The sequence below is a fragment of the Sulfitobacter alexandrii genome (assembly GCF_001886735.1).
GTDB lineage: Bacteria > Pseudomonadota > Alphaproteobacteria > Rhodobacterales > Rhodobacteraceae > Sulfitobacter > Sulfitobacter alexandrii.
Genome location: NZ_CP018076.1, coordinates 2234604 through 2256596, shown reverse-complemented (window position 1 = coordinate 2256596; position 21993 = coordinate 2234604). Strand labels below are relative to the sequence as shown.

Here is a 21993-nt window from a genome sequence, read left to right as displayed (position 1 = left end):
ACGCAATTGGTTCCACTTTGCGGAGGCCTCATGAAATATCTTGTCTTACTGCTGCTGGCCCTCTGTCCCCTGATCGCCGTGGCCGAGCCTGCACCGGGCGTCGCGCGTCTGGCGCAGGTCGGTGGGCCGGAGCGACAGATCGACCTGACGATCTGGTATCCGTCCGATACCGAGGCGGCCGAGGTTGTCGGCGGCAACGCGGTCTTTCGTGGCGCCACTGCCGCCCCCGCTGCGCCGCTTCCCACCGGGCGGTTGCCGCTTGTCATCGTCTCGCACGGGGGGCTCAGATCGGCGACGGACTCGGGCGCCTGGCTGAGCGCCGCGCTCGCGCGGAGGGATATGATCGCGGTCGAAGTCAATGGCCCGCGCGTCACCGGGGCGGGCGATGCGGTGGACGAGATATGGCAGCGCCCCCGTGATATCGTCGCCACAATGGACAGGGTCCTGTCGGATCCGGTCTGGTCCCGGCATGTGGACACGAACCGTATCTCGGTGGTGGGTTTCGCCCTCGGCGGAACGGCTGCACTGCTGGCGGGGGGCGCCCGGATCGATCCGGCGATCTTTGCTGCGTCCTGCGATGGGGCAGGGGGACCGGATTGCGGCTGGCTGGAACGGCAGGGCCGCACACTCGCGGATGTGCGGCGGGACCGGCTTGACCGGATGCGTGGCGATCCGCGTGTCGCTTCGGTCGTCGCGGTTGCCCCGGAATACCGCGCGGCATGGCAGGACGGCATGGGGCGGATGAGCGCCCCGGCACATATCGTCCGGCTGGGTGCGCCGGGCGGCCCCGCGCCCGACGGGGCGACGCTGGCTGCCATTCCGGATGCAGCGCCCGCCGATGCCTTTGCCGTCTGCACCGAGACCGGGTCAAGGATCCTGCGCGAGGACGGCGGCGATCCCGCGCTTTGCGCATCCTCCCCCGATGCCCGCCGCGCGGTCCACGCCCGCCTGCTGGATCAGGTGCTGGAAGGTCTGGCAGCCCGCACGCGCCAATAAGTCCGGCGCCGCGCGAGTCTACCGTGTGACCGTGCCGTCAGCGATCCAGCCGTCAAAGACTTCCAGCACCTGCGCGGCAAAGGCATCGTCGTTGATATGCGCATCCAGCGGGATCAGGCGCGTGCCGTCCGGGCAGTGCGCCCCGATCTCGGCCACGAAGGCCGCCAGCCCCTCCGGGTCCGACAGCGGGCCGCCGGGGCGGTCCCATTCGTTGCCGCCCTGCTCGGGCAGGATCAGCACGCTCGGCCCGGTGGCCCGCGCCAGTTTGGCGCACAGGGTGCGGGCCATCTCGCGCCGCTGCTCCGCCGTCATCATCACCGAGGACAGCAGGCGATTGTGGGCGTGCACCTCCTGACCGGCAACGCGCGGCGGCGGCTCCTGCCAGCCCACGAAATCGACAAGATCGTAACAGCCGGTCGAGACGATCTGCGGGATGCCGGCGGCCCCGGCGGCCGTCATGCGGTCGGCCCCCGCGCTGATGGTCGATCCCATCAGGTGGTTGCCCACCTCTTGCGGCGCGAAATCCATCACGGCGGCAAAGGCGCCCTCTGCCGCGAGGCTCTCGAAGGCGCGTCCGCCCATGCCGGTTGCGTGGAACACGGCGACCTCGAAACCGCGCTCTTCCAGCGCGGGTTTCAGCGCCACCATGTAGCGCAGCACAGTCTTGCCAAAGGATGTCATGCCGATCAGCGGGCGGTCCCGCGCGGGCGGCTCGACCGCGCGGGCCGCGCCCAGTACCGCGCCCGCCGCCTGCGACAGCGACGCCTTGCAGACGGAATTCAGCCCGTAGAGCCCCCCGGCCCAGAGGATCATCTGGACATCTGCCGCCAGCCGCTCGGGCGGGATCAGGGGCGAGAAGCTGACGGTGGAGACGATGTATTTCGGCACCCCCAGCGGCAGCGCGGCGCAGACATCGAGCGCGAGGTCGGTGCCCATCGTGCCGCCCAGAACGATCACGCCGTGCACCTCGCCCGCCCGGTGAAGCCGCAGGGCTTCTGTGGCGGCGCCCTTTGCCATGATCTGCATCGCCGTGTTCTCGTCGCCGCTGTCGATGGCTTCGGCGATGGAATGTCCCCCGGCCTCGGCCACTTGGTGCTTGGAGATGTCGGTGGGGTTCGCCGGGTCGCCAAGGACGCTCACATCCATGGTCACCACCCCGCCGCCCTGCGCCCGGATCACATCGGCGATGTAGGTCAGTTCGTCGTCCTTGGTGTCGTAGGTGCCGACCACGAGAATGGTGCGGTCCGTCATAGCTTGATCCACGCGGTCTTGAGGTCGAGATACTTGTCGAAGGCATGCAGCGACTTGTCGTGCCCGTTGCCGGACTGGCCCACGCCGCCCAGCGGCACCGTGAGGTCCGAGCCGCCATAGGTGTTCACGTGCACCAGCCCTGCGCGGATGCGCCGGACCATGCGATGCGCACGGCTCAGGTCGGCGGTCCAGACCGCCGCGGCAAGACCGTAGTCCGTGCCGTTGGCCAGCGCCACGGCCTCGTCCTCCGTATCGAAGGCCTGCACGGCGAGCACCGGGCCGAAAACCTCTTCGCGCACGATGCGGTCGTCGGGCTGCACGCCGGTCACGACGGTGGGCGCCATGAAATAGCCGCCGGTTTCCGTCAGGATGCGTGACCCGCCGGTGGCGATGGTGCGGCCCTGCGCGCGGGCCTCCTCCACGAAGGCGAGGTTGCGTTCAAGCTGCGCCTGCGAATTGACCGCCCCGCAGGCGGTGCCGGGGTCGAGCGGGTCGCCCACCTTCATCGTTTCGGTGAAGGCGGCCAGCTTTTCGACGAAGGTGTCGTGGATGCTGCGCTCGACCAGCAGGCGCGACCCCGCGATGCAGACCTGGCCCGCGTTGCGAAAGATCCCGTTCGCCGCGACCTTGACCGCCTCGTCCAGGTCCGGCGCGTCGGCAAAGACGATGTTGGGCGACTTGCCCCCCAGTTCCAGATAGACCCGCTTGAGGTTCGACCGCGCCGATGCCTCCAGCAGCCGCCGCCCCGTGGGGCCCGAGCCGGTAAAGACCAGCACGTCCACGTCCATCGACTCCGCGATCGCCGCGCCCACGTCGCTGCCGGGGCCGGTCACGACGTTCAGCACGCCGTCCGGCAGACCCGCCTCCAGCGCCAGTTCCGCGATGCGCAGCAAGGTCAGCGACGCGGTTTCCGCCGGTTTCAGCACGACGCTGCAACCCGCCGCAAGCGCCGGTCCCAGTTTCCATGCCCCGATCATGAGGGGAAAGTTCCACGGCACGATCGCGCCCACCACGCCCGCAGGTTCGCGGTGCACAAGCCCCAGCGTGCCGGGGGCGGTCGGCGCGATTTCACCGTAAAGCTTGTCGATGCTTTCGGCGTAATAGCGGATGGTCGCGGCGGCCGACATCGGCTCGGCCTTGAGCGCCATGCCGATCTCGGTGCCGTTCTCGCGCACGCCCAGCACGGCAAGCTCCAGCGCGTTCCGTTCGATCAGGTCTGCCCATTTCAGCATCACCGCCTTGCGCGCCGAGGGGGCCAGCCCGGCCCAGACACCGCCGTCGAAGGCCCGCCGCGCCGCCGCCACGGCACTGTCGGCATCGGCACGGGTGCCTTTCGCCATGCGCGTCAGCACCGCGCCGTTCAGGGGCGAGCGGACCTCCATCTCTCCCCCGTCCGAGGCGGCGACCGGCGCACCGTCGATCAGGTGGCGGGCAGGGGGCACGGGAAGGTCCCTCAGTTCGGCGATTCGGCCTTGATCCATCGAAAGCTCCTTGAGGCAGCGGGCAGGGCGCGCACGCGCCCCGTAAACGGGCGATTTTCGGCTGCGGCCGGGTCTTGGCCAGGGTGCCGTGAAAAGAAGTGTTGACAGGGGACACGTCAAAGTCAAGAATTTCAAACCAATGGTTCGTATAATGAACCATCCAGAAAATCGACAGGGAGCACTTCATGAAAACGGTTCTGACCGCAACGATCACGGCGCTGACGCTGGGCCTGGCTGGCCCCGCGCTTGCCGAGTACCCCGAAAAACCCGTGACTTTCATCGTACCGTGGCCTCCGGGCGACCTCGAAGACGTGCTGACGCGCATGATCGCCGAGGATTTCCAGAAGGAATACGGCGTGGCGGCGGCCGTGGTGAACAAGCCCGGCGGCGGTGGTGGCCCGTTCCCCGGCGCCATCGACGTGGCGACCGCACCGGCGGACGGCTATACTATCGGGTCCTTCGTGCCCGCGGTGTCGCTGATCGGGCACGAGATCGACATTCCGGAACTCACCCCGGAAAAGTTCGATCCCATCGGCATCTTCCTGACCTATCCCTTCGTCATCGCGACCTCGGGCAATGCGCCCTATTCGTCGATGGAGGAACTGGCCTCCTACGCCAAGGAAAACGACGTCGTGCTGGGCCACTTCGGCGACGTCCTGACGCCCACGCAGGTGACCAAGGCGCTGGCCAAGAAGATGGACTTCGACTGGGCGGCGGACGCGGCCTTCGACGCGCTGGATTGCAACACGCTGGCCTCCGGCGATGCGGACGTGATCAACACCACGCTTCAGCTGATCCTGCCCTGCATCGATCAGGTCAAGGTGCTGGTGTCCATCACCGGCGAGCGGATCAGCAAGATCCCCGAGACCCCCACCATCGGCGAGGTCGACGGTGATCTGGACATCGCCCTGTGGAACGGGCTCTTCGTGACGAAGGACACCCCCGAGGACGTGCGTGCCAAGATCGCCGCCGTGGCGGAGAAGACGGTCATGAGCGAGCGCGCCCAGAAGGTGGCCGAAGAGACCGGCGCGCTGGTCTACTGGAAGGACGCCACCGAAAGTGCCGAAATCATCGAGGCGGACAAGGCCACGTTGAGCACCATCGGCGAAACGCTGAACTGATCCGGCCGGAGGGGCCGCAGCGGCCCCTCCCATTCCTTCCGGGAGCATGATGTGAGCATCGAATCCGATCTGCAGGCCAGGACCCGCGTCGCTGGGCAGGCCCCGTTCATCCTGGGCGCGCTGGGGCTGTCCCTGTTGCTGCTGTCGCAGATCACCACCCAGACGGAGTGGATCGCCGACTCCGACTCGCTTGCGGCGCAGCCCCGGTTCTGGCCCGGCGTGGCCATCGCGCTCATGGTCTGCAGCTTTGCCCTGCATTTCTGGCTGATGCGCCGACGCCGTCCCGACAGGCTCGACTGGGTCGAGGTGTGGCGCTGGCTGGAGCCGCTGGAATACGTGCTGTGGTTCATGGCCTACGTGTTCCTTGTGCCCATCGTGGGCTTCCTGCCGATGAGCATCCTGTTCGGCTTCACGCTGGTCTGGCGACTGGGCTACCGGGGGGCGGGATACTACTGGGCCGCGTTCTTCTTCGCGATCGGCATGGTCGCGCTCTTCAAGGGGCTGCTCGGGGTCAAGATCCCCGGCGCCATGATCTATGAACCGCTGCCCGCTCCCTTGCGCAGCTTCTTCATCCTGTACCTGTGATGGACCTTCTTCTTTCCGCCGTGGACGTGCTGGCCCGCTGGGACGTGATCGTCGCCCTGCTGGTCGGATCCATCGGCGGGGTCGCCATCGGTGCGATCCCCGGCGTCGGCCCCGCGGTGGCCATCGCGATCCTTCTGCCGGCGACGTTCTCCCTCGATCCGATCGTGGGGCTGACGGTCCTGCTGGGCATTTACGGATCGTCGATGTTCGGCGGGGCGATCCCGGCCATCCTCATCAACACGCCGGGGACGGCCGTGAACGCGCTGACCACCTACGACGGCTTCCCGATGACGCTGCGAGGCGAAGGGCGGCGCGCGCTGTCGCTGGCCTATTCGGCCAGCTTCTTCGGCGGCATCTTTTCGGTCGTCTGCCTGATCTTGCTGTCGCCGCTGCTGGCCAAGGTGGCCCCGATGTTCGGCTCGCGCGAGATCTTCCTTGCGGCGCTGCTGGGCATCATCCTCGTGATCGTGGCGCATCGCGGCCAGATGCTGATGGCGGCGGCCCTGACGGGTTTCGGCATCTTCCTGTCCACCGTGGGGCTGGAACCGGTGAAATACACACGCCGCTTCACCTTCGACCAGACGTGGCTGGCCAGCGGCGTGAACCTGATCGTCGTGGTGCTGGGGCTTTTCGCGCTCAGCCAGGCCCTGCTGCTGCTGACGATGGACGACGAGAAAGTGCGCCTGAGCAAGTCGCGCGGATCGCTTTTCCAGGGCTTCCGGGAACTGGCGCGACATCCGCGCGTCGCGACGGTATCCGCCACCTTCGGCGTCGTCATGGGCATGATACCCGGCGTGGGCGAGTTCACCGCGCAGTTCATGTCCTACACGTCAGCGCGCAAACTGTCGAAGACGCCGGAAGCCTTCGGGCAGGGATCTTCCGAAGGGCTCATCGCGTCGGAGACCGCCAACAACGCGGTGCCCGCCGCCGCGATGATCCCGCTGCTGGCGCTGGGCATCCCCGGCGAGGCGCTGACCGCGATGATGCTGTCGGTTTTCTACGTGCACAACGTGGTGCCGGGACCGGGCCTGTTCCTCTACCAGATGGATTTCGTCGTGGCGCTCTATCTGGCCCTGCTGGTGCTGAACGTGCTGGTGGTGGCCTTCCTGCTGGTGTCGACAGGGTGGCTCGTCTACCTGACCAAGATCCCGAACCGCTTTCTGGGCATGTGCATCCTGCTGCTGAGTTTCGTCGGTGTCTATTCGATCCGCAACTCGGCGGTGGATTGCGCGGTGGCGGCGGTTTTCGGGCTGATCGGCTTCGTGCTCAAGCGGCTGAACCTGCCCATCGTGCCCATCGTGCTGGGGATGGTCTTGGGCGGCATCATGGAGGTGAAGCTGCGCGCGTCGATGAACCGGGTCAACACGCCCTTCGACTTCATCGACCGGCCCATCGCCTTCATCCTGTTCGCGCTGATCGTCGTGATCGTCGCGGGCACCCTGTGGCGGGTCTGGCGGGATTGGGTGCCGACCGACCGGCGCAGCCTTGCGCGAAAGTCCTCCGGGCGCTTCGCCCGGCGCATCGCCGGACGCCGCACCCGGCATTTCGAAATCAAGACCAAACAGCAAAGGCGCAGACGCAGCTATGACCATTTGGGTTCCTGAAGACGACGGGCACGCCGACCTGGGCAAGCACGACAGCTTCGCCTTCGGCGCGCCCTACAACACCTTCGCGCGGATGCGGGCGGAAGCGCCCTGCCACTGGTCGGACTTCGACCAGGGCAAGGGGTACTGGTCGATCACGCGGCACGCCGACATCGTGCAGATGATCCGCGAGACGGAAACGTTCACCTCCGCGCAGGGCATCCGGATGGAGGATCAGACGCCGGAAGAATACATGGCCCGCCGCACCTTTCAGGAAACGGACGGCAGCGAACATCGCAAGGTGCGCATGAAGGTGGCCAAGGCATTCTCTCCGCAGGTGGTGGCGGGCTTCGAGGATCAGATCCGCGACCTTTGCCACCCGATCCTAGATGCGGCCCTTGAGAAAGGCGAATTCTGCGCCACCCGCGAGATCGCCCGCGAACTGCCTATGCGGATGCTGGGCCAGATCCTCGGCACCCCCGAAGAGGATCTGCCCTGGCTGGTGGACAAGGGGGATGCGCTGATGGCCAACACCGACCCCGACTTCACCGACCACGTGGCCGACAAGCTGGACACCGACGCCTACCGGCTGATGCCCTTCAACTCTCCCGCGGGGGCGGAGCTCTACGAGTACGCCCGCGACCTGATGGAAAAGAAGAACGCGGCGGGCGATACAAGCGGCATCCTGCACCTGATCCTGAAGCCGGACGAGAACGGCGAGACGATTTCCGAAACCGAGTTCCGCAATTTCTTCTGCCTGCTGGTGGCGGCGGGCAACGATACTACGCGTTATTCCATCGCCGCCGGAATACAGGCGCTGGCCCGTCAGCCGGGTCTGCTGGAAGAGATGAAATCGGGCGAGGTGTGGGGCACGGCCCCGGACGAGATCGTGCGCTGGGCATCGCCCGCGACGTACTTCCGCCGCACCGCAACCCGCGACGTGGAGGTCCACGGCCAGCAGATCAGGGCCGGGGACAAGGTGCTTTACTGGTTCGTTTCGGCCAACAGGGACGAGGAAATGTTCGAGGATCCCTACAGGCTGACCTTCGCGCGCAAACCGAACCGCCAGCTGGGGTGGGGGCAGGGCGGGCCGCATGTCTGCCTCGGGATGCATCTGGCGCGGCTCGAGGTCCGGGTTTTGTTCGAAGAACTGGTCAAGCGGATCAAGGGCATCGAACCGGCGGGGCCCGAAGCCTTCGTCCGATCCAATTTCGTCGGCGGGATCAAGCGTCTTCCCGTGCGCGTCACCCTGAACTGAGGTTGCCATGACTGACCGACTTCGCGCCCTCTTCGTCGACCACCTGTCGATCCCGCGCGGCAAGTACCTGCCGGGATCGAAGATCGGCGACAATGACACGCGCTTTGCCCGCGCGACCTTCGGCGTGCACTACGACCGGGATCTGCTGCTGGACGCGCCGCACGCCATGGTGCGCGATGGGATGCCCGACATGGAACTGCGCTGGCGTGGGGACGACATCCGTCAAAGCTGGGAGCCGGGAACGCGTGTCGTGCTGGGCGATCTCTACGACACCGACGGTGTGCCCTTGCCGCTGTGCCCGCGCGGGGCGTTGAAACGCGCCATCGCGGACTGGGGCCGCCACGGCCTGACCCCCAAGGTGGGGATCGAACTGGAAGCCTATGCGCTGCAGGGTGACGAACAGGGGCGTCTGCGCCCCTACGATGCGCCGGGCGGTGTGGTCTACGGAACCGGTCCCTTCGCGGACCCGATGCGCTTCAACGACGTGATCTGGCGCAAGGCCGAGGAAATGGGCTTTCACCTCGACATGATCACGGCGGAATACGACAGCCCGCAGTTCGAATACACGCTGACCTTCGACGACGCGCTCAGGGCGGTGGACGACATCGTGCTGTTCCGGCTGATGGCGCGCGAGATCGCGCTCGACCACGGGATCATCCTGACCTTCCTGCCAAAGCCCATCGCCGAGACGGGCGGATCGGGGATGCACATCAACTTCTCCTTCGTGGACGAGACGGGCAGAAACGCCTTGGCCACCGGCCCGAAAGGCGGGCCGGATCACCTCAACGACCTGTCGCGTGGCTGCCTTGCCGGACTGGTGCATCATCACAAGGGGCTGGCCGGTCTTCTGGCGCCCACCGCGACATCCTACCTGCGCCTGCAACCGGGGTCGCTGTCGGGCTACTGGCAGAACTGGGGCGGCGACCACCGGGCCGTCACCACGCGGGTGTCCTGCGAGGGCGGGGCCAAGGCACGGCTGGAGCACCGCATGGCGGATGCCAGCGCCAACCCCTATACCGCCACCGCCGCGGTGCTGCAGGCCGCGCGCCTTGGCTACGAGGGCAAGCTGGCATTGCCACCGATCGAGACCGGCGACGGTTTCGACCGGACCGATGCGAAACAGGGGGTGGCGCCGCACCTGCGGCAGGCGGCAAGGGATCTCGAGGCGGACACCGTCCTGTCCGAGGCGGTGGGCCGCGAATTGGTGGCGCATCAGGTCTTCATGAAGGAGCGCGAATATCGCAAGACGCGTGACATGGAACCCAATGCCCTTCTCGATTTCTATGTCTGGTTCGTCTGACATGCGCATCGCCATCCTTGTCACCAATACCGACGACAGCGTGTTTGCCCACGCCTGGCCCGACGACGGAGAGAAATTCGCCGACCTCCTCCATATCGCCCGCCCGGACTGGCGCTGTGACACGTTCTGGGTCTGCCGCGACAGCTTTCCCGACGACATCGCCGCCTACGACGGGGCGATGATCACCGGCAGCCCCGCGTCGGTGAACGACCGCACGCCGTGGATGCTCCGGCTCGAGGAACTGATCCGCGACATGATCGCCGCGCGCCAGCCGCTGTTCGGGGCCTGTTTCGGGCACCAGGTCATCGCTGCCGCGCTCGGTGCGCCGATTGTCGCGAATCCCGCCGGATGGGGGCATGGGCTGCTATCTGTCCGACGCGGGCAGCCGACGCCCTGGGCCGGTGTGGAAAAAGGCTTCGCGCTTTACGGCTCGCACATGGAACAGGTCGGTGCGGTGCCCGAAGGGGCGACCGTCGTATTCGAGGGGCCGGATTGCCCCGTCGCCGGCTTCGCGCTCGGCGATACCGTGATGACGGTGCAGCACCATCCCGAGATGACCCATGATTTCATGAACGCACTGGTGGAATTCTACGCCGACGAGGTTGGCGCGGAGGCAACCGAACGGGCCCGTGCCTCCCTCACGCGGGAGGCGGATCAGGCGGCTTTCGCCGAGGAGATCGCGCGTTTCTTCGAACATGCAGCGGCCCGGGGGGGCGCGGCCTGATGGGGACGATCACCAAGGCGCTCGAACTGCTTGACCATTTCACCAAGGCCCGGTCCGAGATCGGTCTGGGCGATTTCGTCCGGCTCACGGGCCGGGACAAGGCGACCGTGCATCGGCATCTGACCGAATTGGAACAGAACGGGTTTCTGGAACAGGACGCGATATCGCGCGCCTACCGGCTGGGGCCGGCGCTGCTGCGGCTTACCGCAGTGCGCGAGGCGGCGTTTCCGGTGCGCCGCCTTCTGCGGCCGATCGTGACCGAACTGGCCGAAGACATCGGCGAACTCGCCCACGCGTCGCTCCTGCAGGGGGACATGCTGTCGTCGGTTTTTCACTTCGACCCGTTGCGTCATGGCACGCAGGTTTCCTTCGACGCGGCAGAGATGCTGCCCCTGCACGCGACGTCGAGCGGCCTTGCCGTGCTGGCTTTCTCCGGGGTGGAAACCACCGACCGCGTTCTCGGTCAGACCCTGCGCGCCATGACCGACAAGACGATCACGGATCCGGCGGTGCTGCGCGACATGCTGGAGGAGGTGCGAAAGGGGGGGATCAGCCAGCTCGACAGTGCCTTCGACACCGAGGTGACCTCTCAGGGCGCGCCGCTGTTCGGACACCACGGACGGGTCATCGGCGCACTGTCGGTCGCCGTGCCACGCGCCCGCGCCACGCCGCAGATGATGGCGCATATCACACCGCGGTTGCGTGCCGCCGCCCAGGCGGCGACGCAGAGCCTCGGCGGACGCTACCCCGAATTCACCGCGAGGAACGGCGCCGCCAAGGCGCCGTCCCGCGCCGATCAGTAAAGGACATCAGATGAAAGATTCGAACTTCCTCAAGGAGCACAACGCCCGCAACCTCTGGCACCCGATGACCCATCCCGCGGACAGCCTTGCCAATCCGCCCCAGATCATCGTCGGCGGCGAGGGGGTCGAGATCACCGATGTCGACGGACATCGTACCGTGGACGCGGTGGGCGGTCTGTGGAACGTGAACCTCGGCTATTCCTGCGCCCCGGTGAAAGAGGCGATCTCGGCCCAGCTGGACAAGCTGCCCTATTATTCGATCTTCCGCGGCACGTCCAACGACGCCGTGATCGAACTGAGCCAGATGCTCAAGGACTTCTTCGCGCCCGACGGATTGAGCCGCGCCTTCTTCACCTCCGGCGGATCGGATTCGATGGAGATCGCCCTGCGCCTCGCCCGGCAGTACCACAAGATCCGGGGCGAGGCGGGCCGGGTGAAGTACCTGTCGCTGAAGAAGGGGTATCACGGCACCCATACGCTTGCCGCCAGCGTCAACGGCAACGCGAATTTCCGCACCCAGTACGAACCGCTGATGCCGGGCTGTTTTCACATCCCGGCCCCCTATACCTACCGCAACCCGTTCAACGAGACCGATCCCGAGAAGCTGGCGCAGCTCTGCCTTGCGGCGCTGGAGGACGAGATCGCCTTTCAGGGGGCGGAAACGATCGCGGCCTTCGTGATGGAGCCGGTGCTGGGCGCGGGCGGCGTGATTCCGCCGCACGCGAGTTTCATGCCCGGCGTGCGCGAGATCTGCGACCGGCACGGGATCCTGTTGATCGCGGACGAGGTGATCACGGCCTTCGGCAGGACCGGCGACTGGACCGGTTCGCGCCATTGGGGCGTGAAGCCGGACATGAGCTGCACCGCCAAGGCGATCACCAACGGCTACTTCCCCTTTGGTGCCGTCATGATCTCGGACGCGATTGGCGAGGTGTTCGAGAACGACAAGACCGGCAAGGGCGCCATCGCATCCGGCTATACCTATTCGGGTCACCCCGTCGGCGCGGCGGCGGCCATCGCCTGCCTTCAGGAAACCGAGCGTCTGCAAGTCAAGGACAATGCCGCCGCACGCGGCACCCAGATGTTCGAGGGGCTGACACGGCTGGCGGAAAAACACCCGCTGATCGGTGACGTGCGCGGGGGGCACGGGCTGATGTCGGCAATCGAACTGACGTCGGACCCTGCGACCAAGGCAGGCGTGGACAAGAAGCTGCTCGCGACCCTGCACCAGGTGACCTACGAGAACGGGGCGATGGTGCGCATATCGGGGTCGAATATCATCCTGTCGCCGCCGCTGGTGGTCAGCGAAGGTCATGTCGACACCATTCTCGACGCGCTGGATGCAGGTCTGTCCGCAGTGGCCTGAGCGGTTCAGGGTGCGATCAGGATGCTGCCCGTCACTTCCGGCACGCCGTCGACCAGCCGAAACACCAGAACCTCGCCGGAGCGTGTGGCGCGCCCGGTGAGGGCCGAAATGTTCACCTGGTGCGTGACCAGCATCAGCGGGCCGTCGGCATTCACGATCAGGGCCAGCGTCTCGTCCGTCTGACCGCCCCTGTCGCCACGGCCGCGAAAGAACGAATTGAGCGGCGGCGCGTCCTCTACCGGTCCGAGGTCGAGCAGTTCGGCGGTTTCGCGGGTGCGGCACCACTGGCTGGTGAGCACCTTATCAAAGCTGTGGCCGCGTTCGCGGAAGGCGGCGCCGATCCGTTCGGTCTGCGCCCGCCCGCGCGCGTCGAGATTGCGCTGCGTGCTGCAGTCGTCCAGGGCGAAGGTGTCCGGATCGCCGACGCCGGGGGCCAGCGCGTGCCGCATGATCGCCATTGCGCCGGGCTGATCCAGCGCCTCCCAGTCGTTCGCCTGTGCCGCGGTGGCCAGCAGCAGGCAGGCCAGAATAAGTGTCCTGAACATGAAAGGTGTCTCCCCTGTACCGGGGGGTACGTGGGTCGTTCGGGCGGTGAGGCAAGCCGCGGCCGCGTCAGCCGTTGAAATTCAGCCGCAGGCCGGGCGTCGGCCAGTGCGCGTGGTACAGGCACCCGGTCCCGGAGGCGGTGATCCATGCGTCCCGCATCTCGGGCCCGCCGAAGCAGATGTTGGTGATGTAGGGATCGCCCGGTCCGGCGACATAGGTCACGTCGCCACCCATCGCGGGCACGATGCTGATGCCGCCCCGCATCAGGGTAGCCACGCAGATCGCGCCATCCGCCTGAACCGCGAGGCTGTCGAGAAGCTGGTAGTCGGGCAAGGTGGTCAGAAGCCGCCCCGGCATGGTGAAGGGATGCGGCGCGATCCTGCCGGGTTCGACGAGATCGAAGCTCCACACCCGGCCTGTTCGGGTCTCGGCGACATGCACCGTCTTCTCGTCAGGGGACAGGCCGATGCCGTTGGGCGTGATCATCGGGGCATGCACCCGCGTGATCGAACTGCCGTCGGGCAGGGCGTAGTAGAACGCGCCATGGTGCACGTAATCGCGCGTCGATTTCCCGAGATCCGTAAAGTAGAACCCGCCGTGCCGGTCGAACACGATGTCGTTCGGTCCCCGCAGCGGCGTGCCCTCGCAGCTGTCGTAGACCGTTTCGAAGGCGCCGGTGGCGGGATCGACCCGCTGGATCGACCCGCTGACATAGTCGGGGGGCGTCCCGATCGGGCGCGTGATCTCTTCTCCTTCCGTCCAGACGAAACCGCCGTTGTTGCAGACGTAGATCATGCCGTCCGGGCCGATGGCCGCGCCATTGGGGCCGCCGCCCAGCTCCGCGATGACCTCCTTGCCGCCGTCGGGCCCGACGCGGGTCAGGCGCTTGCCCCGGATCTCCACGAGGATGACCGAGCCATCCGCCATCGCGATCGGCCCTTCGGGGAAATCGAGCCCGTCGCAGACCTTGGTCAGTGTCACGTCCATCCGGTTCTCTCCTTCGTGTCGCGGTCATCTCAGCACAGGCCGTCCCGTCTGCGCAATGGACATGCCGCACCATCTGTGCCTGTCTTGGCCCACAGGACAGGAGCGAGGAAGACGACATGGCACATCTCGACGGCAAGACAGCGTGGATCACGGGCGCAGGGGGCGGTATCGGCGAAGCGGCGGCGCGGGCACTGGCGGACAGCGGCGCCCACGTGGTTCTTTCGGGGCGACGCAAGGAGGAGCTGGACCGCGTGGCCGCCGACATCGCTGCCGTAGGCGGCAGTGCCGAGGCCGCGCCGCTCGACGTGATGGATGCCGACGCGACCGGGACGGTCTGCGAGGGCATCGCGGCCCGGCGGGCGCGCATCGACATCTTCATGGCGAACGCCGGGATCAATGTGCCGAACCGGTCGGTAAGCGCGATCACGCCCGCGGATTTCGCGCGGGTGGTCGACGTCAACCTGAACGGGGTGATGTACGGCGTGCTGGCGGTGTTGCCGCACATGCGCGCCCGCGGTCAGGGGACGCTGATCCTGACGTCTTCATGGGCCGGACGGCACGTATCGCGGGTGACCGGGCCGGCGTACAGCGCCTCGAAACACGCGGTTGTCGCGCTCAGCCATTCCATCAACCAGGAAGAAGGCGCCAACGGCATCCGGTGCACCGCCCTGATGCCGGGAGAGGTGGCCACGCCGATCATGCAGAAACGGCCGGTGCCGCCGTCGGCGGAGGACATGGCCCGCATGCTGCAGCCCGACGACATGGGCGCGATGGTGCGATACATCGCCGAGGCGCCGCCCCATGTCTGCCTGAACGAGGTGCTCATCAGCCCGACATGGAACCGCAGTTTCGTGGGCGTAGCCGAGATGGGCGGCACGAAACTTTGACTTTGAAACATGACGGCCGCCCCGGTGAGGGCGGCCGTCAGGATTTTCAGCCGGCGGTGAGCGCCGCGATGATCTGATCCGCCGCTTCGGCGGCCTTTGCGCGCATCTCGTCGTCGGTGGCATCCTGGATCGGATGCGGCACCAGCACGAAACGCGCATCTTCCATGCCCAGCGCGCGGCGCTGGTATTCGGCGGCCTGGCCGAATTCGCTCGATGCGACGGCGACTGCCGGGATCCCCTGGATTTCAAACCAGACGTTGTCGTGCATACTGCACGTCGTACAGGATCCTCAGTCGGCCAGCGCTTCGATCAGGTAATCGCACTCTCCCCGGATCTCCTGGCGCAGCGCGTCGGGACAGGGCTTGGCAAAGGTCGGCTTGGTATAGCGCCGCGTGGTGATCCCCGGCGCCTTTTCCGCCAGCAACCCTTCGAGCGCGTCCAGAAAAACGTTGCCGCGCGGCTTGCTGATGTCCAAGAGGCCGATCACCCCCTCCAGCCGACCGGACCGCTCGGCAAGCTGGCGCGCCACCGGTGTCCTTTCGTCCGTGGGGTCGAGAATTGTCGTCATAGGCTTTTCCTCCTTCCCTATCTTATCCCAGATCGATCTTGCGTGAAACCGAGATGGATCCGACCTCGCCCGTGGCCCAGCCGTGAAACGCGGAGGAAAACTTGCCCGCGTCCGATCCGGCCACGACGATGTGAATGAATTCCTTGCCCGCGAACTTGGGCGCGAGACGGTCCAGCGCGGCGGCGTCCATCTGCGCGGCGGCCTCGGGCGGGATGCCCGCGCCCGAATTCGCGTCGGCGACCATGTCGCGCAGGGGGCGCGCGGTCACCTCCTGGATGCGGTCGCGCAGCCGGTCCTTGTCCCATGGGCCGTCGCGCATCAGGGTATCTATATGCTCGGGGCACACCACCAGCAGCGCGTCGATGGGCAGGTTGTGCATCTTCGGCAGGAAGACCCCCTCCAGCCCCATGCCCAGCGAGCCCGAGATCTGGCCGGGGGTGCGCGATGTCTGGTCCACGATATGCACCGGCCCCCCGGTCATCGCAAAGACGGTCACAACCGATTCGTCACGGGCAAAGCCGCGTTCCACGTGCAGCGGCTCCCACGGGGCGCGTTCTTCCCATTCCGCGAAGCACATGGTGAACTTCATTGGGTTGCCCAGCGTCGAACGCTCGACCCCGCCGGTCGACGCGCCGCCGACGTTGCGCACCACCATCCGAAGCGCGCGTCCGATGGTGGCGTTGGCGCGGTTGCCCGCGCCCAGCGCGCCAAGGCCCATGTTCATGCCGATCCGCTCCCGGATCGGGCCGTTCACCACCATCACCGGGGCCGCACCCATCGTCGTGGCCGTGACGCCGTGGATGTTGAAGTCGTCGGTGCAGACCGCTTCGACCCCTGCGATGACCACGGGCAGGTATTCGGGTTTGCACCCTGCCATGGCGGCGTTGATCGCGATCTTTTCGACCGTGGCCTCACCCATGTTCGGAGGCACGACGGCGATCACGTCCTGCGGGTCGCGGTGGGTGCCGGACAGCATGCGCATCACGCGCTCGGGCGTGGGCGGGACCAGTGGCAGCCCGTCCGAAAACCCCTGATCGAACAGGAATTCCGCCACATCGTCGCCGCTGGCGATCTCGATCCGGCGGGCCCGGATCGGGCTGTCCTCCGCTTCCGCGCGCAGCCGGTCGAAAACCGCGGGGTCGAGGTGCTTCGACCCGCAGCCGGGGCGCCACGCGGGCAGCGCCTCCCAGTCGATCTTGGCGGCCGGCTTGCCTGTCCGTTCCGCCAAGTCCGAGGCCAGGGATTGCCAGTCGTCCCGCACGAAGCCCTCGAACCGGGTCGCGCAGGTGCCATCGGCATCGCACAGGAAAACCGACGGGACGCTTTCGATGTCCCAGGCAAAGGCGGTGCGACAACTGCGGTCGTCGAGCAACGGCATCCCCAGATCGTGCCGCGCGCCGAAGACCGGGGTGTCTTCGCCCGACTGCGAGACCAGCAGGATGTCCATCTCGGTGCCGAAGGCCCGGTGCAAGGTTTCAAGCACCGGTGCTGCGGTGTTGCAGGTTTCGCAGTCTTCCTTGACGAAACACACCAGAGCATCCCTGCCCGTGGGAAAGGCGCGGCTGTCGCCTCCGAAAGTGTCGAGGGTGAACGCGGGTTGCGAGGTCTCTGTCGTGTCGTCGGTCATGCCCGCCCCCTTTCCGTTGGATCAGCCCACACTGTGGCGCATCGCGCGCCGATGTCCAGTGGCGGAGGTGGATGGGAATCGAACCCACCACGCGCCGTTGCGACGCGTCCTTGGTTTTGAAGACCAGGGGAGCCACCAGACTCCTGTCACCTCCGTGAAGGCCGACACTAGCGGGCGCGCTTGCCGGGGGAAACCGGATAAGCGGCGATGACCCGACGCAGGTCGCCGTCGCGTGCGGTCACGCCGAGGGTGTCGAAGTGCTCCAGCACCGGGACGATCACCCGGCGGCTGGTGCCAAGCGCGTCACGCGCCGCGCCGGTCGGGAAGGGGCCGGCATCGGCGAAGGTTGCCTGCAGATCGGCGGCGGCGGCCTGCAAGGTGTCGGCGTGCAGCATCACGGTCCGCTTGAGCGCGATGTTGGCAAGCGGCACCAGGCGGCCGAGGTCGATCAGCAACGCCAGCAGTTCGCGGTCGCTGTCGTCACGCAGGACGCTGTCCGCGTCGGGCGGGGAAAGCCCCGCGGTGCGAAACTGCGCCTCCAGCCCGTCCAGCCGCTCGCGGTCAGCGGGCGGGAGCGCGGCCTCCGGATCGTGCGTGGCCAGCGTGAGCCCCCGCGCGTTCCGGCGGCACAGTCCGTCCGAGACGAGGTTTTGCGCCACGTGGTCGACGAGGTCGGGCGCCGCGCCGCGTGCCGCGAAGGTGGCCAGCGGCACACCGGAGCGTGCGGGGTGGCTGGCGTGGATGTCTGCCAAGGTGGCGCAGACCGCGGATCGCCTTTCCGAGAACGCGCGGTGCGTCGTGATCCGGCCCGGTGCGATCCGGGGAAACTCCCGCTCTGGCAGGGCCTGCGGATCGCTTTCCGCGCAGCGCGCAAGGCGCGCCACATCGGCGAGGTCGGCGGCCCCGCCGCCTGCCGTCACCAGCGCGTCCGCGATGCCGGCGATTTCCCCCGTCCACGCGGCGCGCAGTACGTCCGCACGTGCCTCGTTACCAGCGCGCACCTGCGGCGCCCGCGGGTCGAGCACCACGGCGCCGCCCAGCGTCTCGGCCGGGGACAGGCGGCGCAGGATGCCGTGTTGCCCCGCGTAGGTCATGACCGGCAAGCGGAAACGAAGCTGGGCGAACCCGTCCGCGCCCGGTACCAGTCTTCCGCCACCGTAGAGGCGCAGCTGCCCCACGACACTTGCCGTGCCCACGTGCAGGCGCACCTCCTGCATGTGTTTCACTTCAGGGGCCTCCGGCAGGATGTGCAGCGCCACGTCGATCGTGGTGGCGGCATTGCCCGCCGCAGGGTCGCACAAGACGGCGCCGCGGGGGATTTCCTCGGGGGAGACGCCGCGCAGGTTCGCCGCCGTGCGTCCACCCGGCGCGATCCTGTCCCGCGCCCGGTCCCGGCTGTGCAGGCCCCGCAGGGTGACCTCCCTCCCGCCGGGTTGAAGCCGCAGCGCGTCGCCGACGGAAACGCCGCCGCCCGACAGCGTGCCGGTCACGATGGTGCCGCGGCCGGGCAGGGTGAAGACGCGGTCGACCGGCAGGAAGGCGCAGGGCGGGCCGCTGCCTGGCGGCTCCTGCTGCAGCATCGTTTTGATGGCATCGTGCAGCGCCTCGATCCCTTCGCCGCTCACGGACGAACAGGCGACAACCGGGGCGCGGGCGAACGGGCCCGACGCGAGCCCGGCGCGTATTGCGTCGAGGTGCGCGGCCACGGCCTTGGGGGGCAGAAGGTCCACCTTCGTGACCGCCACGACGGCATCGGTCACGCCCATCAGCCGCGCGATGGCGAGGTGTTCGCGGGTCTGGGCGGCAATCCCTTCGGTCGCGGCAATCACCACCAGTGCGGCCCGGGTGCCGGACACGGCGGAAATCATCGCCTGCACGAAATCGCCGTGGCCGGGTGCATCGACGAAATCGACCGTTCCGCAGGTGTAGCGACGATGCGCGTAACCGGCGACGATGGACAGGCCGCGCGCCTTTTCCTCCGCCAGCCTGTCGGTGTCGATCCCGGTCAACGTCTGGACCAGCGCCGTCTTGCCGTGATCCACGTGGCCGATGACGACAATGGCGCCTGCCGTCATGACCGCAGCACCGCGGCAAAGGCATCGGCGACTTGGGGCACTTCGCAGTCCTGGATCGTGCGCAGGTCGAGCAGCACCCGCCCCTGGGCGATGCGGGCCACCACCGGCACCTTGCCGTGGCGCAGCGCTGCCGCCAGCCCGTCGGCGGAAAGCCCGTCGACCGCGACGGACAGCGCCACGCTGGGCAGGTCTTGTTCCGGCAACGATCCGCCCCCGACACGGGCGGTGCTGTCCACCGTTCTCAGGTCGCGCAGGCCCTTGGCGCGCAACGCGTCGGTCAGGGCTGCAGCCCGTGCCGCCACGGTCTCGATCGGGTCGGACAGCATGCGCAGCACCGGAACCGCCTTCATCGGATCGTGCGGCGCGCGATAGAGCCGCAGCGTGGCTTCCAGCGCCGCCAACGACAGCTTGTCGATCCGCAGCGCCCGCATCAGCGGGTGCGCCTTGAGCTGCGCTACGATCTTTGCGCGTCCGGCGATGATCCCCGCCTGCGGACCGCCCAGCAGCTTGTCGCCCGAGAACATCACGAGGTCCGCGCCGGCGTCTAGCACCTGCGCCACGACGGGTTCGTCGGCCAGGCCATAGGGGGAGAGGTCCACGAGGACGCCGCTGCCGAGATCTTCCATCATGATGAGGCGGTTGTCCTGCGCAAGCCGCGCCAGCGCGCGCCGGTCCGGCGCCGAGGTGAAGCCGATGATCCGGAAATTGCTGGCGTGGCTCTTGAGCAGCACGGCCGTGGTGTCGTCGATGGCGGCTTCGTAGTCCGACACGCGGGTGCGGTTGGTGGTGCCGACCTCGCGCAGGGCCGCGCCGCTCTGGGCGATCACGTCGGGCAGGCGGAACGAGCCGCCGATTTCCACCAGTTCCCCCCGCGACGCGATCACGCTGCGGCCGCCCGCCGTGGCCATCAGGCCGAGCAGGACGGCGGCGGCGCAGTTGTTGACCACCACCGCCGCCTCGGCGCCAGTCAGCTCGCGGATCAGAGCCTCGACGTGCGCGTGCCGCGATCCCCGCTTGCCGCTTTCCAGGTCCAGTTCGAGGTTGGTTGCGTCGGCACCTGCCGCAGCCATCGCCGCCACCGCTTCGGGCGCGAGGCGGGCGCGACCCAGATTGGTGTGGATGATGACGCCGGTGGCATTGACCACGGAACGCAGGGCGGGCAGGCGGTCCGCCTCGATCCGTGCCGCGATGCCGTCGGCAAAGGACGGGCCGGAAAAGTCCGGCAGCGTGTCCGGCGGGCTGTCGCCCAGCAGCGCCGCGCGTTGGTCCGCGATCTCGCGGCGCAGCGCCGCGACGGTCTCGGCACGGCTGTAGCTGTCGACAAGCGCCGCGATCGTCGGGTACGACAGCAACGCTTCGATCTGGGGCAGATCGCTGGGTCTTGGGGGCATCCGTGACACCTCTCGCTGGTTGGTGTTCCCTCCTTATGGCAGGGGCGCGGCAGGGTCGAGGGATCGCACCGGCATGACCCGTCCGATCACGGCGATGTGGTGTTGACTTCCCGAAGCCATGCTTCGTATCGTGTTCCACACGGCGGAATTACGTTTCGCACGAGGGAGAACCAAAGATCAAAATCACGTCCGGGCCCGGATCATCATGTATCGGGTCCACAATTCCGGGGAGGAATCGATGAATTACATCACGTCAACCATCGTGGCGTTCGGCCTGACGGCCGGCATGGCCACCGCGCAGGAGCTGGATCTGCCCAGCCAGATGAGCTGGACGGCCTATGACACCGGCTCTGCCGGGTACAACCAGGCCGTCGCCATCGGCGCGGCGCTGCAGGACGCCGCGGGCGTGAACCTGCGCGTGCTGCCGGGCAAGAACGACGTTTCGCGCACCGAACCGCTGCGCCAGGGCCGGGTGGAATTTTCCGCGACAGGCGTGGGCGGCAGCTTCATGGCGCAGGAAGGGGTCTTCGACTTCGGCGCCGAGAACTGGGGCCCGCAGCCGATCCGTGTGCTGCTTGCGAACAACGGCGGCGCGATCAACCTCGCGGTCGGCGTCGCCGGCGATCTGGGGATCGAGGAATACGCCGATCTGAAGGGCAAGCGCGTGGCCTACATTGTCGGCGCGCCCGCGCTCAACGTGAACACCGAAGCCTACCTTGCCTATGGCGGGCTGACCTGGGACGACGTCGAGCGCGTGGATTTCGGCGGCTTCGGCGCAAGCTGGACGGGCCTGATCGAAGGGCAGGTGGACGCGGCCTTCGCCTCGACCAACTCCGGCAAGGCCTACGAGGCCGAGGCGGGACCGCGCGGCCTGTTCTGGCCGCCGATCGACCCCGACAACGCGGAAGGGCTCGAGCGGATGACCAAGATCGCGCCGTTCTTCACCCCGAACAAGGCCTCCGTCGGCGCGACGATCGACGGGACCGACGGCTACCAGGGTGCGGGTTATGCCTATCCGGTGCTGACCGCCATTGAATCGACGGATGCGGACCTTGTCTACAACATGACCAAGGCGATGGTCGAATTGTTCCCGCAGTACGACGGCAAGGCGCCGGGCATCGGCGGCTGGGCGCTGGACAAGCAGGACATGGAATGGGTGGTACCCTACCACGAAGGCGCCATCCGCTTCTTCGAGGAGAAGGGCATCTGGACCGAAGAGGCGCAGGCCCACAACGACAACCTGATTGCACGGCAGGAAGCGCTCGCCGCTGCGTGGGAGGAAACCAAGGCCGCCAACCCCGACGACTGGGAAGCGGCATGGGCCGAAGCGCGCCGCAAGGCGCTCGCGGATGGCGGCTTCGACGTCGTTTTCTGATCTCCTGAACATCTGAACAGACCGGCCGGCGCTTTCGCCGGCCGGTTTTCCCTGTGCCGTCACCGACAT

The 21993-nt window shown here is 67.4% G+C and carries 19 protein-coding genes and 1 tRNA gene; 11 read left to right on the top strand and 9 right to left on the bottom strand.

Annotation, left to right across the window (positions count from 1 at the left end; all coding sequences use genetic code 11):
* The first annotated feature begins 30 nt into the window (after window positions 1-30).
* Complete coding sequence (locus BOO69_RS11120) at window positions 31-996, top strand: alpha/beta hydrolase family protein (protein ID WP_071972226.1); 966 nt, start codon at window positions 31-33, stop codon at window positions 994-996.
* A gap of 18 nt (window positions 997-1014) precedes the next feature.
* On the opposite strand, the gene BOO69_RS11115 is transcribed toward BOO69_RS11120, so the two are convergent.
* Together BOO69_RS11115 and BOO69_RS11110 are read right to left on the bottom strand one after the other, a co-directional pair.
* A complete protein-coding gene (locus BOO69_RS11115; RefSeq protein ID WP_071972225.1) occupies window positions 1015-2247 on the bottom strand; it encodes a Tm-1-like ATP-binding domain-containing protein in 1233 nt (410 codons plus the stop codon).
* Entirely contained in the window at window positions 2244-3728 is a 1485-nt protein-coding gene (locus tag BOO69_RS11110; protein ID WP_071972224.1) for an aldehyde dehydrogenase, read from the bottom strand. The genes BOO69_RS11115 and BOO69_RS11110 overlap by 4 nt, the downstream gene beginning before the upstream one ends.
* Window positions 3729-3913: 185 nt before the next feature.
* On the opposite strand from BOO69_RS11110, the gene BOO69_RS11105 reads away from it, so the two are divergent.
* The 8 genes from BOO69_RS11105 to BOO69_RS11070 are packed head-to-tail and all read left to right on the top strand — an operon-like array spanning window position 3914 to window position 12468.
* A complete protein-coding gene (locus BOO69_RS11105; RefSeq protein ID WP_071972223.1) occupies window positions 3914-4849 on the top strand; it encodes a tripartite tricarboxylate transporter substrate-binding protein in 936 nt (311 codons plus the stop codon).
* 51 nt (window positions 4850-4900) lie between these two features.
* Entirely contained in the window at window positions 4901-5434 is a 534-nt protein-coding gene (locus tag BOO69_RS11100; RefSeq protein ID WP_083545503.1) for a tripartite tricarboxylate transporter TctB family protein, read from the top strand.
* Window positions 5434-7038 (top strand): tripartite tricarboxylate transporter permease, encoded by a 1605-nt coding sequence (locus BOO69_RS11095; RefSeq protein WP_071972222.1) that lies wholly within the window; start codon window positions 5434-5436, stop codon window positions 7036-7038. Before BOO69_RS11100 ends, BOO69_RS11095 begins: the two co-directional genes overlap by 1 nt.
* Window positions 7019-8275: a cytochrome P450 gene (locus tag BOO69_RS11090; RefSeq protein WP_071972221.1), complete on the top strand. Its 1257-nt coding sequence runs from the start codon at window positions 7019-7021 to the stop codon at window positions 8273-8275. The genes BOO69_RS11095 and BOO69_RS11090 overlap by 20 nt, the downstream gene beginning before the upstream one ends.
* 7 nt (window positions 8276-8282) lie before the next feature.
* Window positions 8283-9575, top strand: a complete 1293-nt coding sequence (locus BOO69_RS11085) for a type I glutamate--ammonia ligase (protein ID WP_071972220.1) — start codon at window positions 8283-8285, stop codon at window positions 9573-9575.
* Window position 9576: 1 nt separating this feature from the next.
* A complete protein-coding gene (locus BOO69_RS11080) occupies window positions 9577-10299 on the top strand; it encodes a type 1 glutamine amidotransferase (protein ID WP_071972219.1) in 723 nt (240 codons plus the stop codon).
* Window positions 10299-11102, top strand: coding sequence for an IclR family transcriptional regulator (locus BOO69_RS11075; protein ID WP_071972218.1), 804 nt, complete (start codon window positions 10299-10301; stop codon window positions 11100-11102). Before BOO69_RS11080 ends, BOO69_RS11075 begins: the two co-directional genes overlap by 1 nt.
* A 10-nt stretch (window positions 11103-11112) precedes the next feature.
* On the top strand, window positions 11113-12468 hold the full coding sequence (locus BOO69_RS11070; RefSeq protein WP_071972217.1) for an aspartate aminotransferase family protein: 1356 nt from the start codon (window positions 11113-11115) through the stop codon (window positions 12466-12468).
* 5 nt (window positions 12469-12473) lie between these two features.
* Here BOO69_RS11070 and BOO69_RS11065 read toward each other — a convergent pair whose 3' ends face one another.
* Window positions 12474-13013 carry a histidine phosphatase family protein gene (locus BOO69_RS11065; RefSeq protein ID WP_071972216.1) on the bottom strand — a complete coding sequence of 180 codons (540 nt, stop codon included), beginning with the start codon at window positions 13011-13013 and terminating at the stop codon, window positions 12474-12476.
* 67 nt (window positions 13014-13080) lie between these two features.
* Complete coding sequence (locus BOO69_RS11060) at window positions 13081-14001, bottom strand: SMP-30/gluconolactonase/LRE family protein (RefSeq protein ID WP_071972215.1); 921 nt, start codon at window positions 13999-14001, stop codon at window positions 13081-13083.
* Window positions 14002-14117: 116 nt separating this feature from the next.
* Here BOO69_RS11060 and BOO69_RS11055 point away from each other — a divergent pair, with 116 nt between their 5' ends.
* A complete protein-coding gene (locus BOO69_RS11055; protein WP_071972214.1) occupies window positions 14118-14888 on the top strand; it encodes an SDR family oxidoreductase in 771 nt (256 codons plus the stop codon).
* Between the two features lie 46 nt (window positions 14889-14934).
* On the opposite strand, the gene BOO69_RS23565 is transcribed toward BOO69_RS11055, so the two are convergent.
* The 5 genes from BOO69_RS23565 to selA all read right to left on the bottom strand — a co-directional run bounded on the left by BOO69_RS23565 (window position 14935) and on the right by selA (window position 20549).
* On the bottom strand, window positions 14935-15456 hold the full coding sequence (locus BOO69_RS23565) for a UGSC family (seleno)protein (protein ID WP_257786721.1): 522 nt from the start codon (window positions 15454-15456) through the stop codon (window positions 14935-14937).
* 22 nt (window positions 15457-15478) lie between these two features.
* Window positions 15479-17083, bottom strand: coding sequence for a TlpA family protein disulfide reductase (locus BOO69_RS11040; RefSeq protein ID WP_071972211.1), 1605 nt, complete (start codon window positions 17081-17083; stop codon window positions 15479-15481).
* A gap of 59 nt (window positions 17084-17142) precedes the next feature.
* A tRNA-Sec gene (locus tag BOO69_RS11035) sits at window positions 17143-17237 on the bottom strand.
* A 13-nt stretch (window positions 17238-17250) separates the two neighbouring features.
* Window positions 17251-19158, bottom strand: coding sequence for a selenocysteine-specific translation elongation factor (gene selB, locus BOO69_RS11030; RefSeq protein ID WP_071972210.1), 1908 nt, complete (start codon window positions 19156-19158; stop codon window positions 17251-17253).
* Window positions 19155-20549 carry an L-seryl-tRNA(Sec) selenium transferase gene (gene selA / locus BOO69_RS11025; protein WP_172839530.1) on the bottom strand — a complete coding sequence of 465 codons (1395 nt, stop codon included), beginning with the start codon at window positions 20547-20549 and terminating at the stop codon, window positions 19155-19157. Before selA ends, selB begins: the two co-directional genes overlap by 4 nt.
* A gap of 238 nt (window positions 20550-20787) precedes the next feature.
* On the opposite strand from selA, the gene BOO69_RS11020 reads away from it, so the two are divergent.
* The gene (locus tag BOO69_RS11020; RefSeq protein WP_071973776.1) at window positions 20788-21924 is read left to right on the top strand and encodes a TAXI family TRAP transporter solute-binding subunit; all 1137 of its coding nucleotides are present in this window, start codon (window positions 20788-20790) and stop codon (window positions 21922-21924) included.
* Window positions 21925-21993: the final 69 nt, after the last annotated feature.

What these genes read in the sequence shown, in the direction of transcription:
- BOO69_RS11120 (WP_071972226.1), top strand. Translation starts at nt 31, where the DNA reads ATGAAATATCTTGTCTTACTGCTGCTGGCCCTCTGTCCCCTGATCGCC.
- BOO69_RS11115 (WP_071972225.1), bottom strand. Translation starts at nt 2,247, where the DNA reads ATGACGGACCGCACCATTCTCGTGGTCGGCACCTACGACACCAAGGAC.
- BOO69_RS11110 (WP_071972224.1), bottom strand. Translation starts at nt 3,728, where the DNA reads ATGGATCAAGGCCGAATCGCCGAACTGAGGGACCTTCCCGTGCCCCCT.
- BOO69_RS11105 (WP_071972223.1), top strand. Translation starts at nt 3,914, where the DNA reads ATGAAAACGGTTCTGACCGCAACGATCACGGCGCTGACGCTGGGCCTG.
- BOO69_RS11095 (WP_071972222.1), top strand. Translation starts at nt 5,434, where the DNA reads ATGGACCTTCTTCTTTCCGCCGTGGACGTGCTGGCCCGCTGGGACGTG.
- BOO69_RS11090 (WP_071972221.1), top strand. Translation starts at nt 7,019, where the DNA reads ATGACCATTTGGGTTCCTGAAGACGACGGGCACGCCGACCTGGGCAAG.
- BOO69_RS11085 (WP_071972220.1), top strand. Translation starts at nt 8,283, where the DNA reads ATGACTGACCGACTTCGCGCCCTCTTCGTCGACCACCTGTCGATCCCG.
- BOO69_RS11080 (WP_071972219.1), top strand. Translation starts at nt 9,577, where the DNA reads ATGCGCATCGCCATCCTTGTCACCAATACCGACGACAGCGTGTTTGCC.
- BOO69_RS11075 (WP_071972218.1), top strand. Translation starts at nt 10,299, where the DNA reads ATGGGGACGATCACCAAGGCGCTCGAACTGCTTGACCATTTCACCAAG.
- BOO69_RS11070 (WP_071972217.1), top strand. Translation starts at nt 11,113, where the DNA reads ATGAAAGATTCGAACTTCCTCAAGGAGCACAACGCCCGCAACCTCTGG.
- BOO69_RS11065 (WP_071972216.1), bottom strand. Translation starts at nt 13,013, where the DNA reads ATGTTCAGGACACTTATTCTGGCCTGCCTGCTGCTGGCCACCGCGGCA.
- BOO69_RS11060 (WP_071972215.1), bottom strand. Translation starts at nt 14,001, where the DNA reads ATGGACGTGACACTGACCAAGGTCTGCGACGGGCTCGATTTCCCCGAA.
- BOO69_RS11055 (WP_071972214.1), top strand. Translation starts at nt 14,118, where the DNA reads ATGGCACATCTCGACGGCAAGACAGCGTGGATCACGGGCGCAGGGGGC.
- BOO69_RS11040 (WP_071972211.1), bottom strand. Translation starts at nt 17,083, where the DNA reads ATGACCGACGACACGACAGAGACCTCGCAACCCGCGTTCACCCTCGAC.
- selB (WP_071972210.1), bottom strand. Translation starts at nt 19,158, where the DNA reads ATGACGGCAGGCGCCATTGTCGTCATCGGCCACGTGGATCACGGCAAG.
- selA (WP_172839530.1), bottom strand. Translation starts at nt 20,549, where the DNA reads ATGCCCCCAAGACCCAGCGATCTGCCCCAGATCGAAGCGTTGCTGTCG.
- BOO69_RS11020 (WP_071973776.1), top strand. Translation starts at nt 20,788, where the DNA reads ATGAATTACATCACGTCAACCATCGTGGCGTTCGGCCTGACGGCCGGC.